Origin of the sequence: Bartonella australis AUST/NH1, assembly GCF_000341355.1 — a bacterium.
Lineage (GTDB): Bacteria > Pseudomonadota > Alphaproteobacteria > Rhizobiales > Rhizobiaceae > Bartonella > Bartonella australis.
Map to the genome: position 1 here is coordinate 1,397,628 of NC_020300.1, position 22,030 is coordinate 1,419,657.

21 protein-coding genes and 1 tRNA gene are annotated in these 22,030 nt (G+C 42.6%); 14 read left to right on the forward strand and 8 right to left on the reverse strand.

The annotated features are described in order from the left end of the window. Positions 1–207: 207 nt before the first annotated feature. The 4 genes from BANH1_RS06080 to BANH1_RS06095 all read left to right on the forward strand — a co-directional run bounded on the left by BANH1_RS06080 (position 208) and on the right by BANH1_RS06095 (position 4,613). Complete coding sequence (locus BANH1_RS06080; RefSeq protein WP_015398482.1) at positions 208–1,266, forward strand: YdaU family protein; 1,059 nt, start codon at positions 208–210, stop codon at positions 1,264–1,266. 50 nt (positions 1,267–1,316) lie between these two features. Further along, on the forward strand, positions 1,317–3,158 hold the full coding sequence (locus BANH1_RS06085) for a toprim domain-containing protein (protein ID WP_015398483.1): 1,842 nt from the start codon (positions 1,317–1,319) through the stop codon (positions 3,156–3,158). A gap of 136 nt (positions 3,159–3,294) precedes the next feature. Continuing rightward, positions 3,295–3,873, forward strand: a complete 579-nt coding sequence (locus tag BANH1_RS06090) for a hypothetical protein (protein ID WP_015398484.1) — start codon at positions 3,295–3,297, stop codon at positions 3,871–3,873. 434 nt (positions 3,874–4,307) lie between these two features. After that, positions 4,308–4,613: a hypothetical protein gene (locus BANH1_RS06095; protein WP_015398485.1), complete on the forward strand. Its 306-nt coding sequence runs from the start codon at positions 4,308–4,310 to the stop codon at positions 4,611–4,613. Positions 4,614–4,761: 148 nt separating this feature from the next. Here the strand turns inward: BANH1_RS06095 and BANH1_RS07435 are convergent, their stop codons facing one another. Next, positions 4,762–4,917: a hypothetical protein gene (locus BANH1_RS07435; protein ID WP_015398486.1), complete on the reverse strand. Its 156-nt coding sequence runs from the start codon at positions 4,915–4,917 to the stop codon at positions 4,762–4,764. Next, positions 4,914–5,069: a hypothetical protein gene (locus tag BANH1_RS07440; RefSeq protein ID WP_015398487.1), complete on the reverse strand. Its 156-nt coding sequence runs from the start codon at positions 5,067–5,069 to the stop codon at positions 4,914–4,916. The genes BANH1_RS07435 and BANH1_RS07440 overlap by 4 nt, the downstream gene beginning before the upstream one ends. Before the next feature lie 716 nt (positions 5,070–5,785). Between BANH1_RS07440 and BANH1_RS06100 the strand changes: the two genes are divergently transcribed. From BANH1_RS06100 to BANH1_RS06125, 4 genes are all read left to right on the forward strand, one after another. Next, entirely contained in the window at positions 5,786–6,082 is a 297-nt protein-coding gene (locus BANH1_RS06100; protein WP_015398488.1) for a hypothetical protein, read from the forward strand. A gap of 1,523 nt (positions 6,083–7,605) precedes the next feature. Then, positions 7,606–7,953: a hypothetical protein gene (locus tag BANH1_RS06110; RefSeq protein ID WP_015398491.1), complete on the forward strand. Its 348-nt coding sequence runs from the start codon at positions 7,606–7,608 to the stop codon at positions 7,951–7,953. 537 nt (positions 7,954–8,490) lie between these two features. Further along, complete coding sequence (locus BANH1_RS06120) at positions 8,491–8,844, forward strand: hypothetical protein (RefSeq protein WP_015398492.1); 354 nt, start codon at positions 8,491–8,493, stop codon at positions 8,842–8,844. A 109-nt stretch (positions 8,845–8,953) separates the two neighbouring features. Continuing rightward, on the forward strand, positions 8,954–9,250 hold the full coding sequence (locus BANH1_RS06125; RefSeq protein WP_015398493.1) for a hypothetical protein: 297 nt from the start codon (positions 8,954–8,956) through the stop codon (positions 9,248–9,250). A 943-nt stretch (positions 9,251–10,193) separates the two neighbouring features. Here BANH1_RS06125 and BANH1_RS06130 read toward each other — a convergent pair. Continuing rightward, positions 10,194–10,278 (reverse strand) — tRNA-Leu (locus tag BANH1_RS06130). A 180-nt stretch (positions 10,279–10,458) separates the two neighbouring features. Between BANH1_RS06130 and BANH1_RS06135 the strand changes: the two genes are divergently transcribed. The 4 genes from BANH1_RS06135 (at position 10,459) to dut (ending at position 13,365) form a co-directional block, all read left to right on the forward strand. Then, a complete protein-coding gene (locus tag BANH1_RS06135) occupies positions 10,459–11,070 on the forward strand; it encodes a YqaA family protein (RefSeq protein ID WP_015398495.1) in 612 nt (203 codons plus the stop codon). Positions 11,071–11,103: 33 nt separating this feature from the next. Continuing rightward, positions 11,104–11,676, forward strand: a complete 573-nt coding sequence (locus tag BANH1_RS06140; protein WP_015398496.1) for a disulfide bond formation protein B — start codon at positions 11,104–11,106, stop codon at positions 11,674–11,676. A gap of 136 nt (positions 11,677–11,812) precedes the next feature. Continuing rightward, the gene (locus BANH1_RS06145; RefSeq protein WP_015398497.1) at positions 11,813–12,634 is read left to right on the forward strand and encodes a VIT1/CCC1 transporter family protein; all 822 of its coding nucleotides are present in this window, start codon (positions 11,813–11,815) and stop codon (positions 12,632–12,634) included. Positions 12,635–12,804: 170 nt separating this feature from the next. After that, the gene (gene dut, locus BANH1_RS06150; protein WP_015398498.1) at positions 12,805–13,365 is read left to right on the forward strand and encodes a dUTP diphosphatase; all 561 of its coding nucleotides are present in this window, start codon (positions 12,805–12,807) and stop codon (positions 13,363–13,365) included. 151 nt (positions 13,366–13,516) lie between these two features. Here dut and BANH1_RS06155 read toward each other — a convergent pair whose 3' ends face one another. Then, the gene (locus BANH1_RS06155) at positions 13,517–13,984 is read right to left on the reverse strand and encodes a biopolymer transporter ExbD (RefSeq protein WP_015398499.1); all 468 of its coding nucleotides are present in this window, start codon (positions 13,982–13,984) and stop codon (positions 13,517–13,519) included. After that, positions 13,968–14,843: a MotA/TolQ/ExbB proton channel family protein gene (locus BANH1_RS06160; RefSeq protein WP_015398500.1), complete on the reverse strand. Its 876-nt coding sequence runs from the start codon at positions 14,841–14,843 to the stop codon at positions 13,968–13,970. The genes BANH1_RS06155 and BANH1_RS06160 overlap by 17 nt, the downstream gene beginning before the upstream one ends. A 402-nt stretch (positions 14,844–15,245) precedes the next feature. Between BANH1_RS06160 and BANH1_RS06165 the strand changes: the two genes are divergently transcribed. Both BANH1_RS06165 and BANH1_RS06170 read left to right on the forward strand, forming a co-directional pair. Continuing rightward, positions 15,246–15,581 (forward strand): ElaB/YgaM/YqjD family protein, encoded by a 336-nt coding sequence (locus BANH1_RS06165; protein ID WP_015398501.1) that lies wholly within the window; start codon positions 15,246–15,248, stop codon positions 15,579–15,581. Positions 15,582–15,583: 2 nt separating this feature from the next. Next, the gene (locus BANH1_RS06170; protein WP_015398502.1) at positions 15,584–16,021 is read left to right on the forward strand and encodes a M48 family metalloprotease; all 438 of its coding nucleotides are present in this window, start codon (positions 15,584–15,586) and stop codon (positions 16,019–16,021) included. Between the two features lie 273 nt (positions 16,022–16,294). Here the strand turns inward: BANH1_RS06170 and glmM are convergent, their stop codons facing one another. The 3 genes from glmM to tilS all read right to left on the reverse strand — a co-directional run bounded on the left by glmM (position 16,295) and on the right by tilS (position 21,816). Continuing rightward, a complete protein-coding gene (gene glmM, locus BANH1_RS06175; protein ID WP_041583320.1) occupies positions 16,295–17,644 on the reverse strand; it encodes a phosphoglucosamine mutase in 1,350 nt (449 codons plus the stop codon). Positions 17,645–18,060: 416 nt separating this feature from the next. Then, entirely contained in the window at positions 18,061–20,115 is a 2,055-nt protein-coding gene (gene ftsH, locus BANH1_RS06180; RefSeq protein WP_015398504.1) for an ATP-dependent zinc metalloprotease FtsH, read from the reverse strand. 129 nt (positions 20,116–20,244) lie between these two features. Next, positions 20,245–21,816: a tRNA lysidine(34) synthetase TilS gene (gene tilS, locus BANH1_RS06185; RefSeq protein ID WP_015398505.1), complete on the reverse strand. Its 1,572-nt coding sequence runs from the start codon at positions 21,814–21,816 to the stop codon at positions 20,245–20,247. Between the last annotated feature and the right edge of the window lie 214 nt (positions 21,817–22,030).

Sequence of the window (22,030 nt, forward strand, 5' to 3'; positions counted from 1 at the left end):
AAAACTGAAAAACAAAATCATTCAACAGAACAAAACGACACAAACCAGAAACATTTTACCAAATGGTAAACTTCGACTGAATGTCCGCAAATCTGTGCGGGCACTGTTTTAGATTTTTCCCACGCAGCAGCCAGGAGTTCTCCCGAGCAGCAGTCGGAAGTTCTCTTGCGTAGTAGTAGGAAGCATCACGAGAAAGCCGATGACACTATGATACAAAATCAAAAACCATCTCTTCTTAGCCCAGCATCTGTTAGTCAAGCCTCTCCTAATTATGAATCATCCTTACTTCCTTATGTTTGTTGGTATCAGAATGATTTTCTAGGCGGAGTCCGCGGAATGCGGGCTCATGAAATTGGTATTTATACAATTTTATTGAACGAAATTTATGCGCGCGGGCGCCCTTTAGATTTATCGAAGGAACGCTTAGCACGCCTTTGTGGTTGTGATAAGCGGACATTTGTGAGTGCTTTAGATATGCTCATTGCGGAAGGTAAGATTTTAAATTTAGCGAGCGGTTTATGGAATCAAAGATGCGAAAATGTGTTTCAAGAGCGAGAAAAATTGCTTGAGCAAAAATCGTTTGCTGGTCGCTCTTCTGCACAAAAACGTAAAAAAATCAATGCTCAGGTTCAACATCTGCCTGACGAATATCCAAGAAGTGATGAACGTAACTCAGAAGCTCAAAAGAGAGAAGAAAAAGAAACACCTAATGGTGTTTTACAAAAGAATACACTCCCCGGCTTGAAAAAAGGAACTTTTTTTGGAGAAAGAGTTGAAAATATCCCATCTCAAGGAACTACCACTGAAGAGGATCCGAAAGGCCGCACCTCCTCCTGCACAGAGACAGGAGAACAAACTGTCACAAGCTTGAAGGGAGAGCGCCTTCCTTCTAATTGGACAGCAGATCTTCACGCAGCAATTTCAGAAGGCTTGAGCGAAGAACAAGCGCGTTGGCAGGAAAAGAAGTTTCGTGATTATTGGCGCGCGAAAAGTGGCAAAGAAGCCCTGAAAATGGATTGGCAAGCCACGTGGCGCAATTGGTTCCGCCGTGAAATTGAGCGTCTAAAAGAGAACCGCGAAAGACTTGCTGCTCTTTCTTCTCGTCCTGATACATCCTCTAGAGCCTCAAGCGAAGAGGATCTTTACTGCAGCCTCATTAATTATCAAGTGAATGAAAAAGACCCTGCAATGAAAGCAACTCATCCAGGCCTCATCAATGATCCATCAATGAAAGGAAATTCCACCCGAGCCTCATCAATGATCTAGTCGATGATAAAGCCCTCCATCAAAGCATCATCAATGATTAAGTGAGTGAAATGAGCACGATTTTTGAGATAAAACAAAAACTTTCGTCCCAAGCTGGATCAATCGCAGAAATGCTTCTTCCTCAGGGGCAAAAACGTGGTAATTCTTGGGTTGTAGGCAGCACGCAAGGCGAAGCGGGCCAAAGCTTATCGGTCTGTTTAAAAGGCCAAAAATCAGGTCTTTGGCATGATTTTGCAGAAGGAAGTGGTGGTGATCTTTTAGACCTGTGGTGCGCTGTTAAAGGGATCAGTCTTTCTCAGGCCTTGGATGAAGCACGCGCTTATCTTAATCTTGAGCGTCCTAAACCTTTCATGGCGCCACGCCGTCATTATCGCCCCCCACCGGTTCCTACGGGGGACGAACCCCACAATTTAGTAAAAACCTATTTGCATAAAGAGCGTCATATCCCTCTTGAGATTTTAAAGCGTTACCGCATCAAAGAAAAGGGAAATTCAATTATTTTTCCGTTTTACAAGCCGGATGGTACTCTTGCTTTAGTGAAAGAACGACTAGCTGAAGCAGGAGCAAAAGCCAAACCCACAGCCTCACAATGCGAGCCGATTTTGTTTGGCTGGCAAGCTCTTTCCTCAAAGGACCGTGAACTTGTCATTACCGAAGGTGAAATTGATGCACTTTCGCTGGCTGCTTATGGGTATGCAGCAGTATCAATTCCCTTTGGGGGAGGCAGTGGTGGTAAACAAAATTGGATTGAAAATGAATTTGACCATTTAGAAGCTTTTGAGAAAATTTTTTTAGCAACAGATATGGATACGCCTGGTGAATTAGCGGCTATTGAGATTGCTAATCGGCTTGGTCGTCACCGTTGTTATCGTGTCCGCCTGCCTTATAAGGATGCCAATGACTGTTTAAAAGCGGGTCTTGAGGATTCAGTCTTATCGGAAGCTTTTTCACAAGCAAAAAGCTTTGCTCCAGAAGGATTACACAAAGCTTCAGACTACAGAGATAAAGTCATTTCGCTGTTTTGGCCCGCTCCTGAACAGCATCTTGGCTACACGGTTCCTTATTCTAAACTGAACGGAAAGCTTTATTTTCGCCCAGCAGAATTGACACTCTGGAGTGGTGCAAGTGGTGCAGGTAAAAGCCAGCTTTTATCGGACTGCATTCCGCATTGGATTGCACAAAAAAGCCGTCTTTGTTTAGCTTCCTTAGAGATGAAAGGAGAGCAATCCTTACGTCGTTTAATCAAGCAAACAGGAGGACGTGAACAACCGACGCAAGAGATGATTAATCGTGTTTTGGATTTCTTAGATAATGGCCTTCTCCTTTATGAGCACGTTGGCACATCGAATGTTGATACCTTACTTGATGTTTTTGACTATTGCCGTGCAAAATATGGCTGTGATCAATTTATCATTGATAGTTTGATGCGCCTTGGCATTGCTTCGGATGATTATACAGGCCAAGAACAAGCTGTTTATAAGATGGTTGACTGGGCAGTTTTAAACGCCGTGCACATTCATCTCGTCGCGCATGCTCGCAAAAGTAATCTTGATAAAGAGGTTCCCGGCACTGAAGATATTAAAGGTACCTCAGAAATCGGTGCCAATGCGTTTAACATTATCACCATCTGGCGCAATCGCTCTTTAGAGGATAAAATTTTTTCAGCGCACCTACCGGAAGAAAAAGCGCGTTTAACAGAGCGCCCGGGAGTAATTATGAATATCGCCAAACAACGTTCAGGTGATTTTGAAGGAAAAATTGGTCTTTGGTTTGACCCCAAAACTTACCGTTATCGTTGTTCGTCTGAACATACGCTCCGGCCACGACGCTATATTGAGCGAGAACATAAAAGAGACAGTGTCCCAAACCACGCGGCCACAGCATATGCATAACACTGCCCACAAGCAAATAGCATAGCCGTACAATACACCTCCCCTGGCGAAACAATGCTGCTTTTGGCACTTCCAATGCCCTTGAGGAAGCATGTTTAAGCACACATAACCTAATAATTATTTTTGAGGAGATATTATGACATATCAAAGCAAGAACAAGAAAAACGCAACAGACCACCCCTGCACCCCCTCATTCGATAAGCATCATTCTATTGGGCATTTACAAGCACAAGAAGTACTCGTTGAAACGAGTAATCCTTATTTTCAACCAACTTACCCAGAAAGCCAGGGGAACCCCCGTACTATTATTGCCGTTGCCGACGCCCACAGCCGCCCTATCGCGCTTTTATATACAAAAGGCCATATCACCACCGCGCAATATAAAGCAGCGGAGCGCTTTTATCTTTATTGGCGTCAAAGCCAAGGCGATTCACACATGAGCATTGATCTTACGCGCACGAAAGTTGACGGCGGCGAAGGCCATATACACACGATGGAACGCCGAATAGAAGCGGCAAACCATTTACAAACAATCAAAGCTGAACTTGGTGTTCTTGGTTATCGTCTTGTTGAACAAGTCGTTGGTTATGGCCAAGCGATTAAAGATCTAAGCCCATCGAAACGCAAACAAAATTCTCTCGCAGATCACTTACGGGATTGTTTGGACCTTTTGGCATTTCATTGGAAATATTCAAATCAAAAATACCCCCAATAACAATAAAGGGGGACTACTTTCAGAAAGCCTATTCCTACTCCTAGAAGCTAAAACAAGAATAATCTGACTCTCGCGCACAAAGCAAACCGCAGCACCGATTAAGCACGTTAAACGACCTGGCTGATCGCGGCCTGTCTGATCATAAGTTATAGCTTAATTGCTTATGATCTGATTGGCCGCACAGACTAGCCAGCTACGATAGCAAATTTCGTAGATAGTTTTACGCACCCCTATCTCCCGCACAGCCCTATCTCTCGGATATCCCTATCTCTTACACACCCATATCTCGCTTTGGCGTGCACAATTTTGGCTAGTTATCTGTAATTTTCGAAGATTGTTGCACTTTTACAATATTTCATTTTGGATTAATTTACTGTAAAATACATTATGTGTTTTATTAGATATTTTATCAATGGAAATAAGGAAATTAGATTATGGCCAAATATTATGTTATTTTGCTGTGCGCACTTATTTACAATTCCGCCATTGTCTTGCCGGCATCAAGCCGTGCGGTCGTTAAGGAGCCAGAAAAAACTACTGTCGCCTCTACAGTTTTTGTGTCAGGCTCTGTTTCAAGTGAAAAAGGAAAATCTTCCTTGCCGAAGATGGGATTTTGCGGCTCTACCGGGCATATAGGGAGAGACGTAGAAATTTTTGTGCGAGAAGGCACATCTGACTGGCCGAAACTGCTGAGTAATTTTTGGGGTGTTTTGGTAAAAATTTTCACAGGCGGGCGTTAATGGCGATTCATCCTCCCCGTGATGATGAATATTTTCCGTGGTAACCCACTCTCTCCGCGGAGATAAATCTTTCCGTACTATTCTACTCTCTCCGCGGCAGGGGATGTTTCCCACAGCACCCCACTTTTTCCATGATGGCGAATCCTTCTCATAATATTCTGCTCCCTCCACGGTCATGAACATCCCCCACAGTGTCCCGTATTCCCCACGGTAATGAATTTCCTCCACAGTACTCTTCTCTCTCCGCGGCAGGGGATGTTTCCCACAGCGCACCACTTTTTTCATGAGGGCGAATCCTTCTCATAATATTCTGCTCCCTCCACGGTCATGAACATCCCTCACAGTGCCCCGTACTCCCCACGATAACGAATTTCCTCCACAGTACTCTTCTCTCTCCGCAGCGGTGGATGTTTCCCACAGCGCACCACTTTTTTCATGAGGGCGAATCCTTCTCATAATATTCCACCCCCTCCACGGTCATGAACATCCCCCACAGTGTCCCGTATTCCCCACGGTAATGAATTTCCTCCACAGTACTCTTCTCTCTCCGCGGCGGGGGATGTTTCCCACAGCGCACCACTTTTTCCGTGATGGAGAATCCCTCCCGTAATACTCCGCGTTCTTCACAGTAATAATATTTCCTGTAATGCCCCACTCCCCCGCAGTAAGAGATATGCCTCACGATAGCTTATTCTCCACAGAGAGGTTACTCCTTATTGAAAGATAAAAAAGGTCCCGCTTTATTCGGGGTCTTTTTTCGTTCTTGATGTTGTTATCCTTACTTTAGTCCATTTCTGCGATAAAAAGAAAAGATACGCTTCAGGCAATAGCCAAAGCTCTTCCCTTCTGAAAAACAACTAAACAAAGAAGAAATCGCCGACTGACCGAAGTCCGCGCAACAGACATCACTAACACAAGTTTACTCTCCCCCCCAACACACTACCATCTGCCTTTGATGGAACCAACCGAGCTTGTCTTGCCACATCTACCGGTCGAGCATATTGGGCGACTTTATTCTTTTACTGTTCAAAAAATAGAATTTTGCACGCCGTTTTTCTTCATAGGAGGCCCAAGTTTGGTAGAACGCAAATAAATTTCAGCTTTATTACTATATTGATATTTAAAACAGACTACATATAATCCATTTTGATTTTTATTAAGGAAATAACATTATGAATATAAAAATTCTCTTAGCATATGTTTTTGTGTGTAGTTTGGTCCTCACATCGCAAGCTTCTAGCAACGTGAATGACCAAAAACCCGTTTTCTCTGTTATACTTGCAGTTGGAATGGATTCGCCTACCGACAAAAGCGCTTTATCGCGCCTAGTAAGTAGCTCGCCTTCTGAAGAAAAAGATTCTGAAGAGTCCGACTTTCCTAAAACGGGTGGTCACTGTTACTCTCCCCCTCCAACTTCTCCTTTAGGATCTATATTAGCGGCTCTATTATTACTTTTTGGTGTAAGATAGTGCCCAATTGATGAGCTCATAGAGTGTGATGGAGAAGAGCTAACAAATAGTGAGCTGAAGAGTCTCGTTCGAAGAGGGGCCGTCTGGGGTATATCTCTGAGCCCCTTTTTAGCTTTACTATCATTTTTCTTTACCCCCCTACTAAAAAATAGGAAATAGATTTTAGAAGAGAGTCGAAGTTCCCTTCACTGATAAAAATTCAATCTGGCCTTAAAAAAAGTTTAATCGATCACTCAGGGAAGAGCTGCCAACCGATCGAGATATGAAGTCAGAAACAGCCGGTCCCCACTTAAAAATCCTCCCCCTTTTCCTCTATATCAAGAGAGAATATACCCATAGTATCAGCCCTATTAATCAAATATATCCCGCAATTTTACTTTTACCGATCAAAAGAATAGAATTTTATAGGCCTCTTTTTTCCACGAAGACTCGAATTCAGTTAAGCCTGAGGGTCGTTTATCAGCACTGTGATAATTTTACTATATTGATTAATTAAAAAAAATATATAAAATTCATTTTGTTTTTATTTATAATTGGAGTGGGTATGAGAGCTTTCTTGTTATATATCTCTGTTTGTAGTTTGGCCTTTACGTTGCAAGCATCGAGCTACACGGTCGCGTTGCGGATGTCGGGTTATCTACCTGGTGGAGAGCGAGGAGAAATCACTACCTCTCTGTGATGGTGGAGGTCGTCTTTTTTAGGGAGCATAGAGGGGCCTTTTGTAAGAGGGAGTTTTTGTGGCTCTGTCGGGGTAAAGGGGGTGGCGTACGGATTTTTAAAGAAGGTCGTTTGATGAAGGGGGGTTGTCGTCTCGTGCCCGGGTGCCGTCGTAGGAGAAGCGGTGAGGGGGGGAGTTCGCTCTTTTTGAGATGGCCGGTAGTTTATTTTCCAGGGTTGTTTGTTGTCGGGGAGAGTTTTTTGTTTTTGCCTAAAGTAAAGTGGGAGATTTTTGTTCGATACGGAGTTATTTTCTTCCACCGCTGTATTCTTTTTACTTCGCTTGAGCTTCTTTATTTTTCTTCATAAAAAGAAGCGCCGCGGGGGGGGTATATAAAGTTCTTCTATCGGCAAAATTTCGGAGCGGCCTGAAATTCGAAACTTTAAATGAATCAGTAAGAGAAAAATCGCTAGCCAGCTGTGCGTAGCGGAAGCAAACAAGCCCGTTTTATCCACTGAAAAGTTTGTTTGTTCACCGACGAAACTGTTTTATTCGCCAAAATGTCGCCATTCCCCTTTTTAACGAAGCGCACTTAATACGCCCAATTGAACCTCTCCATCTGATAAAGTCGATCGAACATGATCAAGCTAAGCTTCAGCTTGTATCATTATACCTACGAGCCAAATACCCCCGCGCTTTTATTCTTATCCGCAGAACGGAACTTTCTAGCGCATTTCTAAACATCAATGTCCGATTTTATCTAAGTTTTGTAATTTTTGTGATTATTGTGACATTTTTACTATATGATATTTAAGAAAATAAAATAAAATTCATTATGATGTTTGTCTAAAATAGGAGTAACATTATGAATATAAGATCTTTTCTATCATGTACTTTTATTTGCGTTTTAGCTTTAACAGCACAAGCATCAGGTCGTGTGGTTACCACGGGACCCGCACCGACTGTTGCTGTTGTGTCTGCAACTGAAACAGACTCTTACTTCAGCAAACAGTGGAGTTCTTACTCGCATATGGTGAGCTCTATTTCATCAGGAACCTCGTCAGAAACCAGCGATCCTTCCGCCTCAGCAATAACAGGCGGCCCTCTTGTAGTTGTAACGGCGAGGGGTGCAATATCAGCCATATCTAAGTTTATTGGTGCCATGATAGGTGTTGGTATCGAGGTATTATTGACATATTTGCTTATCATTTAGATTTCGTATAGGGCGAATTAAAAACTGTGCGAGTCCCGCTTAAACGGGACTCCGGGGGCGGAATCTCGCTATCCTCCTTCTTATGTTTGCTTCTACCTTTTCACTGTAAAAGCAGGATAGTATTTTAGAAAAGATTGACATTTTTCTTAAGAAAAAGCCGGCCTTATTTTGACAAAAAGTCAAATTTTGCCGAACTCTGGATTACTTAAATAAGACAGACTCCCACCCGACCAAGCTGTAGATGTCAAAAATAGTCGGAATAACTGTCCTTAAAAAGCATCACTTCTTTGCACGCATATTGAAATATTTGAAGGATATCAGAAAGCGTCCCTATCATGGGCATTTGCCAACTAACTATATTTCCTGGCTTTACTCCATTTCCAAACTAAAAAAGTATGATTTTACAGCCTATCTCCCCTTATCCATACTCACTTTAGTTGAGAGCGTGCATCTTTTTATGGCCATTATATGTTTTTTCCTATATGGTTTTTTAAATAAATACGGTACGATACTTTTTGCTAAAAAGGGAGAAACGTTATGAATAGCAAGTATTTCCTATTATATATTTTCATTTTCAGTTTAGCTTCTACTTTGCCATCATTCAGCTATGCGACCACTCGAACATTAGCGCCGGTCGTTTTTGTTTTGTCTGCAACTGAAACAGATCCGCACCCGAGCGAAAAAGGCGACACTTTTCTGCCTACAGTACCTAACTCTGCTGATCCAAAGAGTTCTGCAACTCCTTTTTTTCTTACAGAAAATGTATTTTATGATTCTTTAGCTACGGAAAATTGGATATCGTTTTCATCTGATATTATTGGCGCCGTTTCGGGTATTATTATCAAAACAGCTCTTCTCTACGCCTTTCATCAGTTTTACCCTCTCCTTTAATATCCTAATAGAAAGCGAACATTTTTTTGTGGTCGTTTTCAATTTTTTTTCTATATATTTTTTTAAATAAATATGGCGCGATACTTGTTACTAAAAAGGGAGGAATGTCATGAACAGCAAGTATTTCCTATTATATATTTTCATTTTTAGTTTAGCTTCTACTCCGCCATCATTTAGCCACGCGAACACTCGAACATCAGCGCCGGTCGTTTTTGTTCTGTCTACGCCCGAAACAGACTCGCATCTTAGCAAAAAAGGCGACACTTTTCTGCCTACAGTACCTAGCCCTGCTGGTCCAAAGAGTGATGCATTTTATGATTCTTTTGATATTATTGACGCCGTTGCGGATATTATTATCAAAAAAGCTCTTTTCCATAGCTTTCATTACTTCTACCCTCTCCTTTAGTATCCTAATAGAGAGCAAAATGAAAGGGGGAAAACCAGCTTCATTGTAGACGAAGCTTTTTTCCCCCATTTCCGGCACTTCTTTTTATTCTTATTTTACGTCGGTCTCTTTCTGCCATGAAAAGTAAGATAGGTTTGAGAAAAGCGTCAAAGTCTCTTTCTCGAAACAAACAATTAAGCTAAAAAATCCCTAGGCTGATGAAATTTAATCATTAAAACCGTATTTTTCTTTAATTTCATCCCTAATTGTTTCATCTTTTAAATCATCTTCTGTAATATTTAAGTTATTTCATCGGTTCTTATGGTACTACTATTTAATTTATATGTTAAATACCCAGGACTTTTTTTAAAAATGTTCATTGAAATTTTATAAGTAGGAATTCTATTTTCTAATAAATATTTTTTTAAGTTTGCTATAAGAATTAATTTATTTATATCCATAATCAATCCTTTCATATTTACAATATTTTCAGTAAGCCAATAAGAGGATATGCTCCTTGATACGAACCTTCATGAATTCCTAGTGTACGGAAAATAATATTGCGCGTATAACATTGGCTTTTTTCTGATTTACGAAGGAAAATAAAATGAGTGAAGATGATACGAGAAACTCCTCTCTAGGAATTGCAATGGGCTTAACGCAGAAAGAATTTCATTTTATGACTGAGGAATATCGTTAAAAATCGCGCAATAATTTAAAAGGATAAATTTCGAGAATAGCATAAAGGGAGAATCTACTTTCATTGAATGAGCAAAACGAAGCTTTTCGTGACTGTTCGATTTGGAATATAGGTTTATAAACAATCCTTTACGGCACACAGAAAATGAGAATAGCCAGGCATGTAGAGGATCAGATTAAACTGAAAAATAATCGAAAGCGCGAATCCGTTATATTTTCTAGACCTGTTGTATTTTTTGGAAGGATATTGTGTTTCTTTAATGGGTGGTGCGGGTGGTCGGACTCGAACCGACACTCCTCTCGGAACCAGATTTTGAGTCTGGCGCGTCTACCAGTTTCACCACACCCGCATATTTGCGTGAAGACATAAAGAACGGTCTTGCTCGCTCGTTCCCCGCACTATATGAAGAAGCACAAATGAGTCAACACTAGACTCGCGTTTTTTGAAGAATTTGTATCACTTTTATTATATTCGATTTATCTAGTGCATTCGTTGCAACCTTGACCTCTTAAATCCACGGAATAAAATCATGGTGTTGAGCACATTAAAACGTTGGGCGTTTTCTTTAGCGCAGCAGCGCGCAGCTCCCCGTTGGCTCAGTTTTGTCGCTTTTATCGAAAGTTTTATTTGTCCAATTCCAACTGATATTTTATATATCCCGATGTTACTACTTCGTCCAAAGAAGGCGTATTGCTACGCTCTCATTGCGACCATATGTTCTGTTTTAGGGGGAATTGTCGGTTGGTTTATTGGCCATTTTGCTTATAATAGTCTGGCCAAACCGATTCTGGAGTTTTATGGTAAATATGAAACTATGCAGACGCTTCAAAGTGATGTGACGCTGAAATTTTTTGTCATTTTGCTGATTATTTCGGGGTTTTCGCATATTCCACCTATCAAGATCGCTACGCTTTTAGCGGGCGCCGTGGGCGTTCCTCTGTGGCTTTTTGTTACTGTATCCATTTGTGCACGCGGCTCCCGCTTTTATCTTTTTGCTTGGCTGGCTAAGCGTTTTGGCCACCAAATAACGAACTTTGTTTCCCGTCATTTTAAATGGACTATATTGGCTGGTTGCGTCATTCTTTTATTAGCCTACACAATCTTATTTCATTTTGAAAAGAGTAAATTATTGCTACTTTGAAAATAACAAATTTAACCTTAAGGAGGACACTCCATGACTTTTTCGCCACCTTTTCGAGATATCGTGAGGGAGCACTTTTATCTGAAATTAAGCAGAAAAGAGCAAGGTTTATGGGCTTTATTTCTAACTTTTTGTCTATCAGCCACCCTGAGTATTGCCATCAGTTTTGAATATATTGGAGGGTATCTTCCCTGCGTTTTATGCGAGATCGAGCGTTTTCCTTATTATGGTGCTATATTATTTTCGGTTTTAGCAATTTTTGGAGTACTATTTTTCCGCAGATCTTGTTGGGTGCAGATTTTGTTTTTGTGTGTTTCAATATCAATGGCGAGTAGTCTCGTCTTAGCAGTGTATCACGCGGGTGTCGAATACGGTTTTTGGCAAGGTCCTATTAGTTGCAGCGCAAGGATCTCAAAATTAACAACGGATATCAACCAACTGCTTAATCAGTTAAACAGTGTCAAGCTTCCTTCGTGCTCCCAAGCGCCAGGGCGCTTTCTTTCTCTTTCCTTTGCTGGTTGGAACGTTGTCGCTAGCTTCTTTTACCTGCTTATCAGCCTCTATGTTACGTCGAAAGGACTCCTCTCAAACCGCCCAAAATCATAAAGACCTAATCCAAGAATCCTACATCAATCCGCACATTTACTTTACTGCAACATTTTCGCGATTTGCGAATTGCGGATTGACTTTCGTTTTTTTCATTTTATATTATTTAGAATAATTCTAAAATAAGAGCGCGACGATGGTAGATTCTTCTTTTTTGTCCACGCAAAACAAAAATAGAAATTGTTCCTCTTGCTCGGCGCAAGGGGTTATCACCCGTTTTCTTGAATTCAGAGAAGCGGAAGCTGCTTTTTATCTAAAAAACGCGCAAACATCGCAATCTCAGTGTCTCAACCAGGCAGCTCTTTTTTCGAAAATGAGCGCGCAGGAAGTCCAAGATTATAAGCAACTTCTTTGTTCATCCTGTAGTAATCAAGAGAGAACCGCGGATTCATTCAGCCATGTGCCTCCTCTGCTGGAACCCGTCCACTCGCAAGCCAGCTTTCAAACAACACAGACATCTAAAGCAACGGCATCCGAGCACAGCGAGCAAACACACAGGCAAAGGCTTTTGACATGGATTCAACCAGGTCTTGCGGGGTTGATGGATGGGTCCGTTTCTACCCTCGCGCCAATTTTTGCTGCCGCTTTTGCAACAGTTGATACCCATCAAACTTTTTTGATAGGCCTTTCAGCTTCGATCGGGGCAGGACTTTCAATGGGTTTTACAGAAGCCGCCCATGACGACGGTAAATTATCAGGCCGCGGTTCCCCCCTTAAAAGAGGCATTGCCAACGGGACTATGACAATGTTGGGGGGGCTTGGTCACACTTTACCTTATCTGATCCATTCTTTTTATTTAGCAACAATCGTTGCATTTATTGTCGTCTTTTTTGAATTATGGGCCATTGTATGGATCCAAAATAAATTTATGTCGACTCCTTTTTGGCGCGCTTCTCTGCAAGTTGCCGCCGGGGGGGCTTTAGTGTTTGCCACAGGTATTTTGATTGGCAGCGCGTAAAACGGAAGATACTCGCCTTTCTCCTTTATAATATCTTTGTCCGCTTTTTTCTCGGCATCTACGGTGCGTTTACTCGCCCTCTTCCCTAAGCGTCACACTTTGTCTGCTTGTTTTGTGAGAAGACTTTTGTTAAAGTGGCTCATATTTTTCGATTAAGGGAACCTCTTGTCATGTCTCATACTCAGGATGATGCTCGCTCGATGAACCAAGAGGGAACTCCTCCTTCTCGTCCCTCCTCTCAGCTTTCGCAGAAGATGTGCTTGTCCGTGGAATATCTCGAACATGGGAAAGGTTTGGAGCTCCCTTGCTATGCCACAATAGGCTCAGCCGGTCTTGATCTACGGGCAGCGCTCGCAGAAGGAGAAATAACGGTTCTTTCTCCCGGGCAACGCGCTCTCATTCCAACCGGTTTGATATTTCACCTTTTACCTGGCTGCGAAGCGCAAATACGCCCCCGCTCTGGCTTAGCCCTAAAACATGGTATTACGTGCCTGAATGCGCCCGGCACGATTGATAGCGATTATCGCGGTGAAGTGAAAATTCTCCTCATTAACTTAGGACATGAAGACTTCTCTATTCAGCGTGGCATGCGTATCGCACAAACGGTAATCGCTCCGATTGTTCAGGTTGATGTGCGCGTGATTGAGCCGAGTCAACAAGACCAAGTGCATACGCCCGACCATGGAAAAAACCGCGGAACAAGTGGCTTTGGGTCAACAGGGCATTATTAGATAAACACGACAGCATATTCGCGCGAAGGTTTGGGGGCACTTTGTGTGGAATTGAGTGCCTTATACAGAGCGGTGCGCGAGAGGGGCAACTACCTCCCGCTTCTGTTGCCATGAGCGGCTTTTTCACGGACATTTTCCCCTCAGCCGCCAACTACAGCCCGTTCTCGTTCCTCTCGGCATTAATCGCAACATTGTTTAAAACTTTCTGCAATCCCACGAGGCCAATTTTGCTATATCCAGCAATTCGCAATTGATTCAGCAGCTCCACGACATAGCCATAATCAATTTCAGTGTCGGCTTTGATCAGGATCTTTTTATTCAAATTTCCTTGGGTTTCCTTCAACAAAATTTCAACAAAACGCGCTCTACTGACCAGAATATCCCCGATATAAAGAGAATTATCTTTCTGCAATGTAATATAAAGAGGTTCGTCAAATTGAGAAACGGGCGCTTGAGTGAGAGAAGGCAATTGAACGGGAAGAACAGACGTCGAGAGGGGCGCTGCCACCATAAAGACGATGAGCAAAACCAAAACGACGTCAATGAAAGGCGTTACATTGATGCCATCATATACGGCAAAATCACTTTTATCCCAGTCGTCACTAAAGTTCACGTCCATTTTTGCGATTTGCCTGTCGTCTTTGTCGATCAAGCTCACGACTCAAGAGTCTTTCAATGGCCGTAGCGATATCGCCTAAATCACTCCGATAACTATTGAGAGCGCGGGCAAAACTATTATACATAATAACGGCCGGGATAGCCACAAAAAGCCCGACAGCTGTCGCCAATAAAGCCTCGGCGATCCCTGGCGCTACCACGTCCAGCCGTGTTGTATGGGACTCAGCAATCCCAATAAAGGAATTCATAATACCCCAAACGGTCGCGAAAAGACCAATAAAAGGCGCCACCGCACCAATTGTCGCAAGAACAGTAGTTCCACACGCCACACGTCGCATAATAGCCAGCGAGCAGCGCGACAAGAGCGAGTGCACGCGCCCCTCGATACCCCCATTGGCCTTGCGAACAATCCCCTCGCCTCCTCCGTTTCGCAGTACATCTTCATAGTCATAGACATCCGCGTGCCGACTTTCGTCAAGATTTTCGGACCCGACAAAATCTATCTGTTGTGTAGAAAGATAAATTTCTTTCAGAGTCTCTTTTAAAAAGATAACACCCGCCCCCTTTTTGCCCTTGAAGCTAGCAGCCAAACGCGCAAAAGTTTGCGCATTGAGGACCAACTGAAGCGCACGACGTGCATCCCGCTTCGCTAACGTTATCTCGATAACTTTAACGATAGTAATCGTCCACGACACAATAGAAGCAAAAAATAAAAAAACAATAACGGCCTTTACGACCCAATCCGCGGCCATAAACATGGAAAAAGGAGAAAGACCAGACGCAGAAAAAGCCGCTAGGCCCTCGCCTGCAACTCCAACGCTCTGCGCGCTACTCTCTAAGGGTGCTATCTCAGGTTCCATCTTCGCCTTATGATTACATTACCGCCCCTTCTAGCTTTAATTTATGTTCAATTTAAGGAAAAAAGCTTGATAAATCACGCATAGCTTATCCAGCATGGGGGCACGCAGAAGTACAGATTTCTGGAGGAAGATGATAATAATCCCCTCCTTGAAGAGCCTTTTTACAATATTTCAAGCATGCTTTTGATCTTTTTTTACCATATGGTGGCCTTTTTCACCATATGAAGCTCTCACATACAGGCAAGATTGATTTTATACAAAACACTTCTAAATTGGATAAAAAGGTGGAACAAAAAAAATTTTGTAACGTTACCTCGAACAGTGAATGTTTGAAGTTTTTTACTCCAGCACAAATCATCACTTAAATATTAAACTCGTGAGTTAATAGAAAGAAACATCATCATGGCAAACAACAAAACAGCAGAAAACGGCAGAAATGATAGAACAACAGCAGAAAAAGATCTGCAGAAGCAATTAGAGCAATTACGTGGTGAAATTGCGGGCATAACTTCAACGCTAACCGATCTTGGTTCGAGTAAATTGAACGAAGCAAAGCACAAAGCTGAAAAATTTTACACCTCAGCGAAAGAAAATAGCGAGGAAATCGTCTCTCAGGCAAAAGAAAAGTTAGATGAATTTGAATCCTATATGAATCATTGTGTGCGCAAAAACCCAGGTAAAAGCGTTCTATTTGCTGCCAGTATCGGCTTTATTCTCGCTCAATTATTGCGTCGTTAATCATGTCTAAGTTCATTACACCTCTTTTGAGTTACCTCGTCGGTGAAAAAGTCAAAAATACCGTTACGCGGATTCGTATCCAAACAATTTGCTACGGAATAACTGGGTTTGCGTTATTTATGGCTGTGCTGTTTTTGTCCTTCGCGGGCTTTATATCTTTATGCTCGATATCAGGACCCGTTACAGCAGCAAGTATCATGCTTTTAATTTGGCTTTTTGTTGCAGGATTAAGCGTTTTTGTGGGCCGGCTTCTTGCTGCTTACCAACGGCACAATCATCGAAAACAATTAGAAGAACAAAGGCATAAATTGATACAAGAATCGGCATTCTCTGGCGTTGAGATACTTAGTAAACATTTGCCTCTCGCCAAATTAGGAATACCAGCTCTTGGGCTTGCCACTTATCTTTTATGGCGCAGAGATAAAAAGGACCCTTCTTAAAGACCGCCCTTTAAAGCTCCTACTTTCAAAGCAGCTTCTTCGCAAGAGGAAGCTGCTTTTATTTTGGAAACAAAAACCCCTTCAAGTTCGACTATAAAAGTACTTCCCCAGCCCTACTCATGGAAACAACCATTCATCAAGCTTAATTGTAAATATAAGATTGAAAAACGCAGCGCCCCCTCCACCCTCATATAGGCCAAAAACGATGAGGCCCTGTTCGCTTGGTGTTAAATTGTCGCGAAAAATAATAACACTGCAAAAATAATCACCGTCTTAGTAGGCGTCATTATCCACGATTATGCCCATCAATTCAGCTACACTATCTTTAAGGGCTTCTCGATTATCGCCTTCAGCCATAACACGAATCAATGGCTCCGTTCCAGAAGGACGAATAACGAGGCGTACTTCTTTTCCCAAACGCTGTGTTATCTGTTCAATTGCAGTTTTGACCTCAGATTTTTGCAGTACATTTTTGTCTTTAATTGTTATATTTTCCAAAATTTGTGGCACAGGTTCAAAACGCTTACATAAGTGACTCATAGAATACTGACTTTCTCGCATACAGGCCAAAATCTGCAAAGCAGCCACCAGTCCATCACCGGTTGTGCAAAAATCACTTAGCACAATATGTCCAGAAGCCTCACCACCGATATTATAGCCCTTTTGGCGCATTACATCGACAACATAACGGTCTCCGACATTTGTCCGAACGAGATCTATCCCTTTATGCTTTAAGAAGCGCTCAAGACCAAGATTTGACATAATTGTCGCCACGACACCATTATGCTGGAGCCGCCCTTTTTTGTGCCAATGCTCAGCAATAACAGCGATTAATTGATCCCCATCAATAATTTGAGCTTTTTCATCAACCATCAAAACACGATCACCATCGCCATCAAGAGCAATCCCTACATCGGCGCGCACTTCATGAACTTTTTTTCTCAAAGAAGCTAAATCAGTTGATCCACATTTTTGATTAATATTAAGGCCATTGGGATCATTATTAATGGCAAAAACCTCTGCTCCTAGTTCCCATAAAGCGAGTGGCGCGGCTTTATAAGCTGCGCCATTGGCGCAATCGACTACGATACGCAGAGCATCTAAACGAACATCACGTGGTAAAGTTCGTTTAGCATATTCGATATAGCGATAAATATCGCCCTCAACGCGTTTTGCATGTCCAATTTCTGCGCAATTTGCCAAGGATTTTGAGAGATCTGTATCAATGAGTTTTTCAATTTTTTCTTCTATTTCATCCGAAAGCTTAAAACCATCAGGACCAAAAAGCTTAATGCCGTTATCATAGAAAGGGTTATGAGAAGCAGAAATCATTACGCCAATATCAGCGCGCAGAGAACGGCATAGCATAGCAACGGCGGGCGTTGGCACCGGCCCCAGCAAGAGAGCTTCCATTCCAGCTGCAGTAAATCCTGAAACCAAAGCGTTTTCGAGCATATAACCGGATAACCGGGTGTCCTTTCCAATAACCACACGACGCGACTGGCGTTGTGTTCGAAGCAAAACCCCCACTGCCATTCCTACCTTCATGGCGAAATCCGGCGTCATCGGAAAAAAATTGGCTTTACCCCGAATTCCATCTGTCCCAAAATATTTTCGCGCCATTTTTTTTTCCTTTTTACGCATGCTCCCCCTGTTACCGTCTTTCACTGAACTGAGATTATCCACGCTCCCAAATCCTTTTGAGATAATATAGGCACTTACCGCCCAATATGAGCCCCCCTTGAGAGCATTTTTAAACCCGCCGGAACCACAAACCTTTCCTGTAGCAATCTCCACCCCCACCGCGCCAATAAATCCTCTTTATGGCATCTTTTACGTACCTTTTTTGAGAAAAATTCTAACAGAACAACCTCAAGCAGGGAGCATTCAAACTCGATGCAACAACTCGATTTTCACAGACGGCTTCCCAAAAGCTTCCTTCTACAGCGTTTAAGAGATCTCTTAAACGCGCGAGCCGGTCCACCTGCTTAAAAGAACTCTTTTCATTAGTTTTACTCCGCATCATGAAAAAAGATCTGTCATTCTTTACGCTTAACTGAGTTTGATTTTTTTTCGGCCTTCTTTTTGCCCTCAGAAGCATTAACCGCTTCTGTTTTATTTTTTGTCTTTCGCGTTATTTTTCCGACCTCATCAGGCTCAGAATCACTAGACTCAGCGCGACCAGACTGGGCATCATCAGACTTTGCGGCCTCTCCTTTCATTTTGGCCCCTGTCTTCGGCACAGAAGAACTGCGTGAAGGGATATTGTCATTTCCCTGCAATCGTGAAGGAATTTTTCCCGCAATCACTTCGTTAATTTCGGAACCAGTTAACGTCTCATATTCTAACAAGCCCTGAGCGAGCGCTAACCATTGTTTTTCTTTTGTTTTGAGGATTTTTGAAGCTGCCTTATAGGCATCATCGATGAGCTTGCGCACTTCAGCATCAATCATGCGCGCCGTTTCTTCGGAGACATTCTGTGTTCTAGCGACTGTATGACCCAAAAAGATTTCATCTTGATTATCCCCATAAGCCACATGCCCAAGCAAATCAGAAAATCCCCAGCGCGTAATCATAGCCCGTGCTAATTTTGTTGCTTGTTCGATATCGGATGCTGCACCAGATGTAATATTTTCTTTTCCGAATTTTAATTCTTCAGCAACCCGTCCGCCCATCATAATGGCCAAACGAGAAATCATCCACCGATAGCTCATAGAGTACCGATCTCCTTCGGGCAGTTGCATAACCATACCCAGAGCTCTTCCCCTTGGAACGATCGTCGCTTTATGCACGGGATCAGCAACCGGCACATTCAAAGCAACGATAGCATGCCCTGCTTCATGATAGGCAGTGAGCTCTTTTTCTTCTTGCGTCATAGCTGTTGAACGGCGCTCGGCCCCCATCATGACTTTATCTTTTGCATCTTCGAACTCTTGCATTGTAACCACTCTTTTATTGCGGCTTGCGGCCATTAAAGCGGCTTCATTGACAAGGTTCATGAGGTCAGCCCCCGAAAATCCCGGTGTTCCTCTTGCCAAAATTTTCAAATCGACATTTGGTGCTAAAGGTACATTGCGCACATGAACTTTTAAAATTTGCTCACGCCCAGCCACATCGGGATTTGGCACAACAACTTGCCGGTCGAAACGTCCTGGTCTTAATAAAGCAGGATCGAGAACATCTGGGCGGTTTGTCGCGGCAATTAAAATAATGCTTTCATTGAGCTCAAAACCATCCATTTCAACGAGGAGCTGATTTAACGTTTGCTCCCGCTCATCATTTCCGCCTCCTAATCCAGCACCACGATGACGTCCTACAGCATCGATTTCGTCGATAAAAATAATACAAGGAGTATTCTTTTTTGCCTGTTCAAACATATCGCGAACCCGACTTGCACCGACACCGACAAACATTTCCACAAAATCTGATCCTGAAATTGTAAAGAACGGCACATCGGCTTCACCCGCGACGGACCGAGCAAGGAGAGTTTTCCCTGTTCCCGGAGGTCCCACAAGCAAAACACCTCGCGGGATACGCCCTCCTAAGCGTTGAAATTTTTGTGGATCGCGCAAAAATTCGACAATTTCCTGTAAATCTTGCTTCGCCTCTTCCACACCGGCGACATCTTGAAAGGTGACACGACCATGCGCTTCAGTAAGCAATTTTGCTTTTGATTTACCAAATCCCATCGCGCCGCGTGATCCATTCTGCATCTGCCGCATAAAGAAGATCCACGCTCCTACGATGATAATAACGGGAAGTAATGAGAACAATAAATTGAGTAAGATGCTATTTCCAGAACCTTCAGGCACAGCTTTAATGTTGATTTTTTTGTTTTCTAATTTTTGCACTAAGCCCGGATCTCTCGGCGCGTAAGTTGAAACAACTTTACGATCAACAGTGTGTCCCGTTAATTTTTGTCCTTGAAGGGTAACGGCTTTAATCTCGTTATTTTCAACTTTTTGTAAAAATTCAGAATAAGATATTTCACTGTTCCCGCCGCGCTGATTATCTCCATTAAAAAGAGAAAATAACACGATCAGAATCAGAGCAATGACCCCCCAAATCAAGAGGGAGCGATAATTGGAATTCATATTAAGCCCACTTAGTCAGATAAAGATTTTTAAAAGAGTCGTTTTCACTATCATAGCTTAACATATAACCTTGTCCACGCCTTGCCAAGGCATGAGCGAGTGTTTATCGTCTTTTAAAGCAATTTTTATTTATCTTTTCCATTCAATATTAAAAAAAGGCCCAACAACGCTCACAATAGCAGCGTCTTCACGCGACAGCAACCAGTTAAAGGGAGCCATAATTCGCCTTATGGTGATTTTGTATTGGGGATGAAACGGGTTGATGGACTGCGAATGATCAATTATTTTGTTATTTGAAGTCATAAAGGGCGATGGATAAGTTAACTCCGGAATATCGGTCATTTTATCATTTGAGATCATTAACAGCGATTGCAAAGAAGGAAAATGAGGACGTTTAGGCTCCATTGTACCGTTGTCTAAGGTGATACCGTTGTCTAAATAGCCCTTCAGCTGAGAAAGATTAGCTGTCCCAACTTTTATTGATTCTTCACCGTGGTTGCTAATCTGATAGCGTCCATCCCACACAAAAGTTTTTCCTGGCTCAACGACCGTCTCTTTAATATTTCGGGCTTCGCGCCAAAAAGTTATACCATTTTGGTTATATTCAATGACAGACCCCGCCAGAGTAAAACGTTTTTTTTCAAAATGTTCCAGACACAATCTTTGATTAAGGGCCCTTAATTTTTTATGCGACAGCAAATAAGGGCTTCCCCCCATTAGCACGGCAAACAACCCAACGATAAAGGGGAAATCTGGATGTTGTGATAAGAAAGGCGCCGGCTTTCCAATAAAACATCGCCCATACTCAACAGCAATATCCAATGCTAAAATCAAATCGGCGATTTTCTGGGTTTGTAGGCGACGTTTTAGCGCCGCGTGGTTAACTTTTTTAGCAAGAATAGTCAGTTTTTCTGAGTGCATGGAACGGCGCACACGCGCACGTTCAAAGTTAAGGTTCTCATTTGTTGGATCATCAATCCACGTTTCTCCCCGAAAACGTAAATAATCGCGCAATATCTCGCGCTCTATGCCGAGGAGTGGGCGAATTAACCGGACCTGTTGACGCAACAAAGCCTCGCGCGGGATACATGATAAACCGCGTTCATATACCAATTCATCGCTGTTTTTTGGCGTGCCATTTGTCACGCTTTTGGTCTCAATTTCTGTGCAAGCATTACTCCCTTTTTCTTGCTGAAAAAGACTTATATTCTCTCGGATATGCTGGCTGTGCGTTTGATAAGTTTCATCCTTTTTTTGTTGCAAAATATTCACAGTTTTTGAAATACGCTGACTACGCATTTGGTAAGTCTCGACTTGATCATTCAGTGTATGCCCTGTCATGATCAGAGTCGCGCCTTGTTTTTGAGCTTCATCAAACAGCAAATTATAGCGCGCGATGCGCGATTTTTCGGAGATATTGGTCTTTGGTTTTTCGCCTTCCCACCGCACAATAATATGTTTAATCTGGTAGATACGACAAATTTCCGAAACGCTTTTTGCCTCGTGTGCTGACTCTTTACGCAATTGGTGATCAATCGTCACAACGATCATTTCAGGGGGAGAAGGCAATGTTTTTAAATAATCCCGGACCAAAAATAACAAAGCCAGCGAATCCCCTCCTCCAGAAACTGCAAGGATCAGTCTTCGACAAGTGGCAAAGTCGGATTTTTTAAAAAGATTTTCTGCCAACTGAACAAACACTGGAAATGATTTTCTCCTGTCCAAACATTTACACTGATTGCACTGTGATAGCCTCACAATAATTGCATTTTAGGACGTCGCAAGCAATCATATTTCAACGTTTTACGCCACCAGTATATCCATGAAGGAGATGCAAAGTGCCCTGTTATAGCTGTGCTTGCCCCTCATAAAGACGGCCTTCCCGATCAGCCGGGCACCCAACAGCAGAACACCC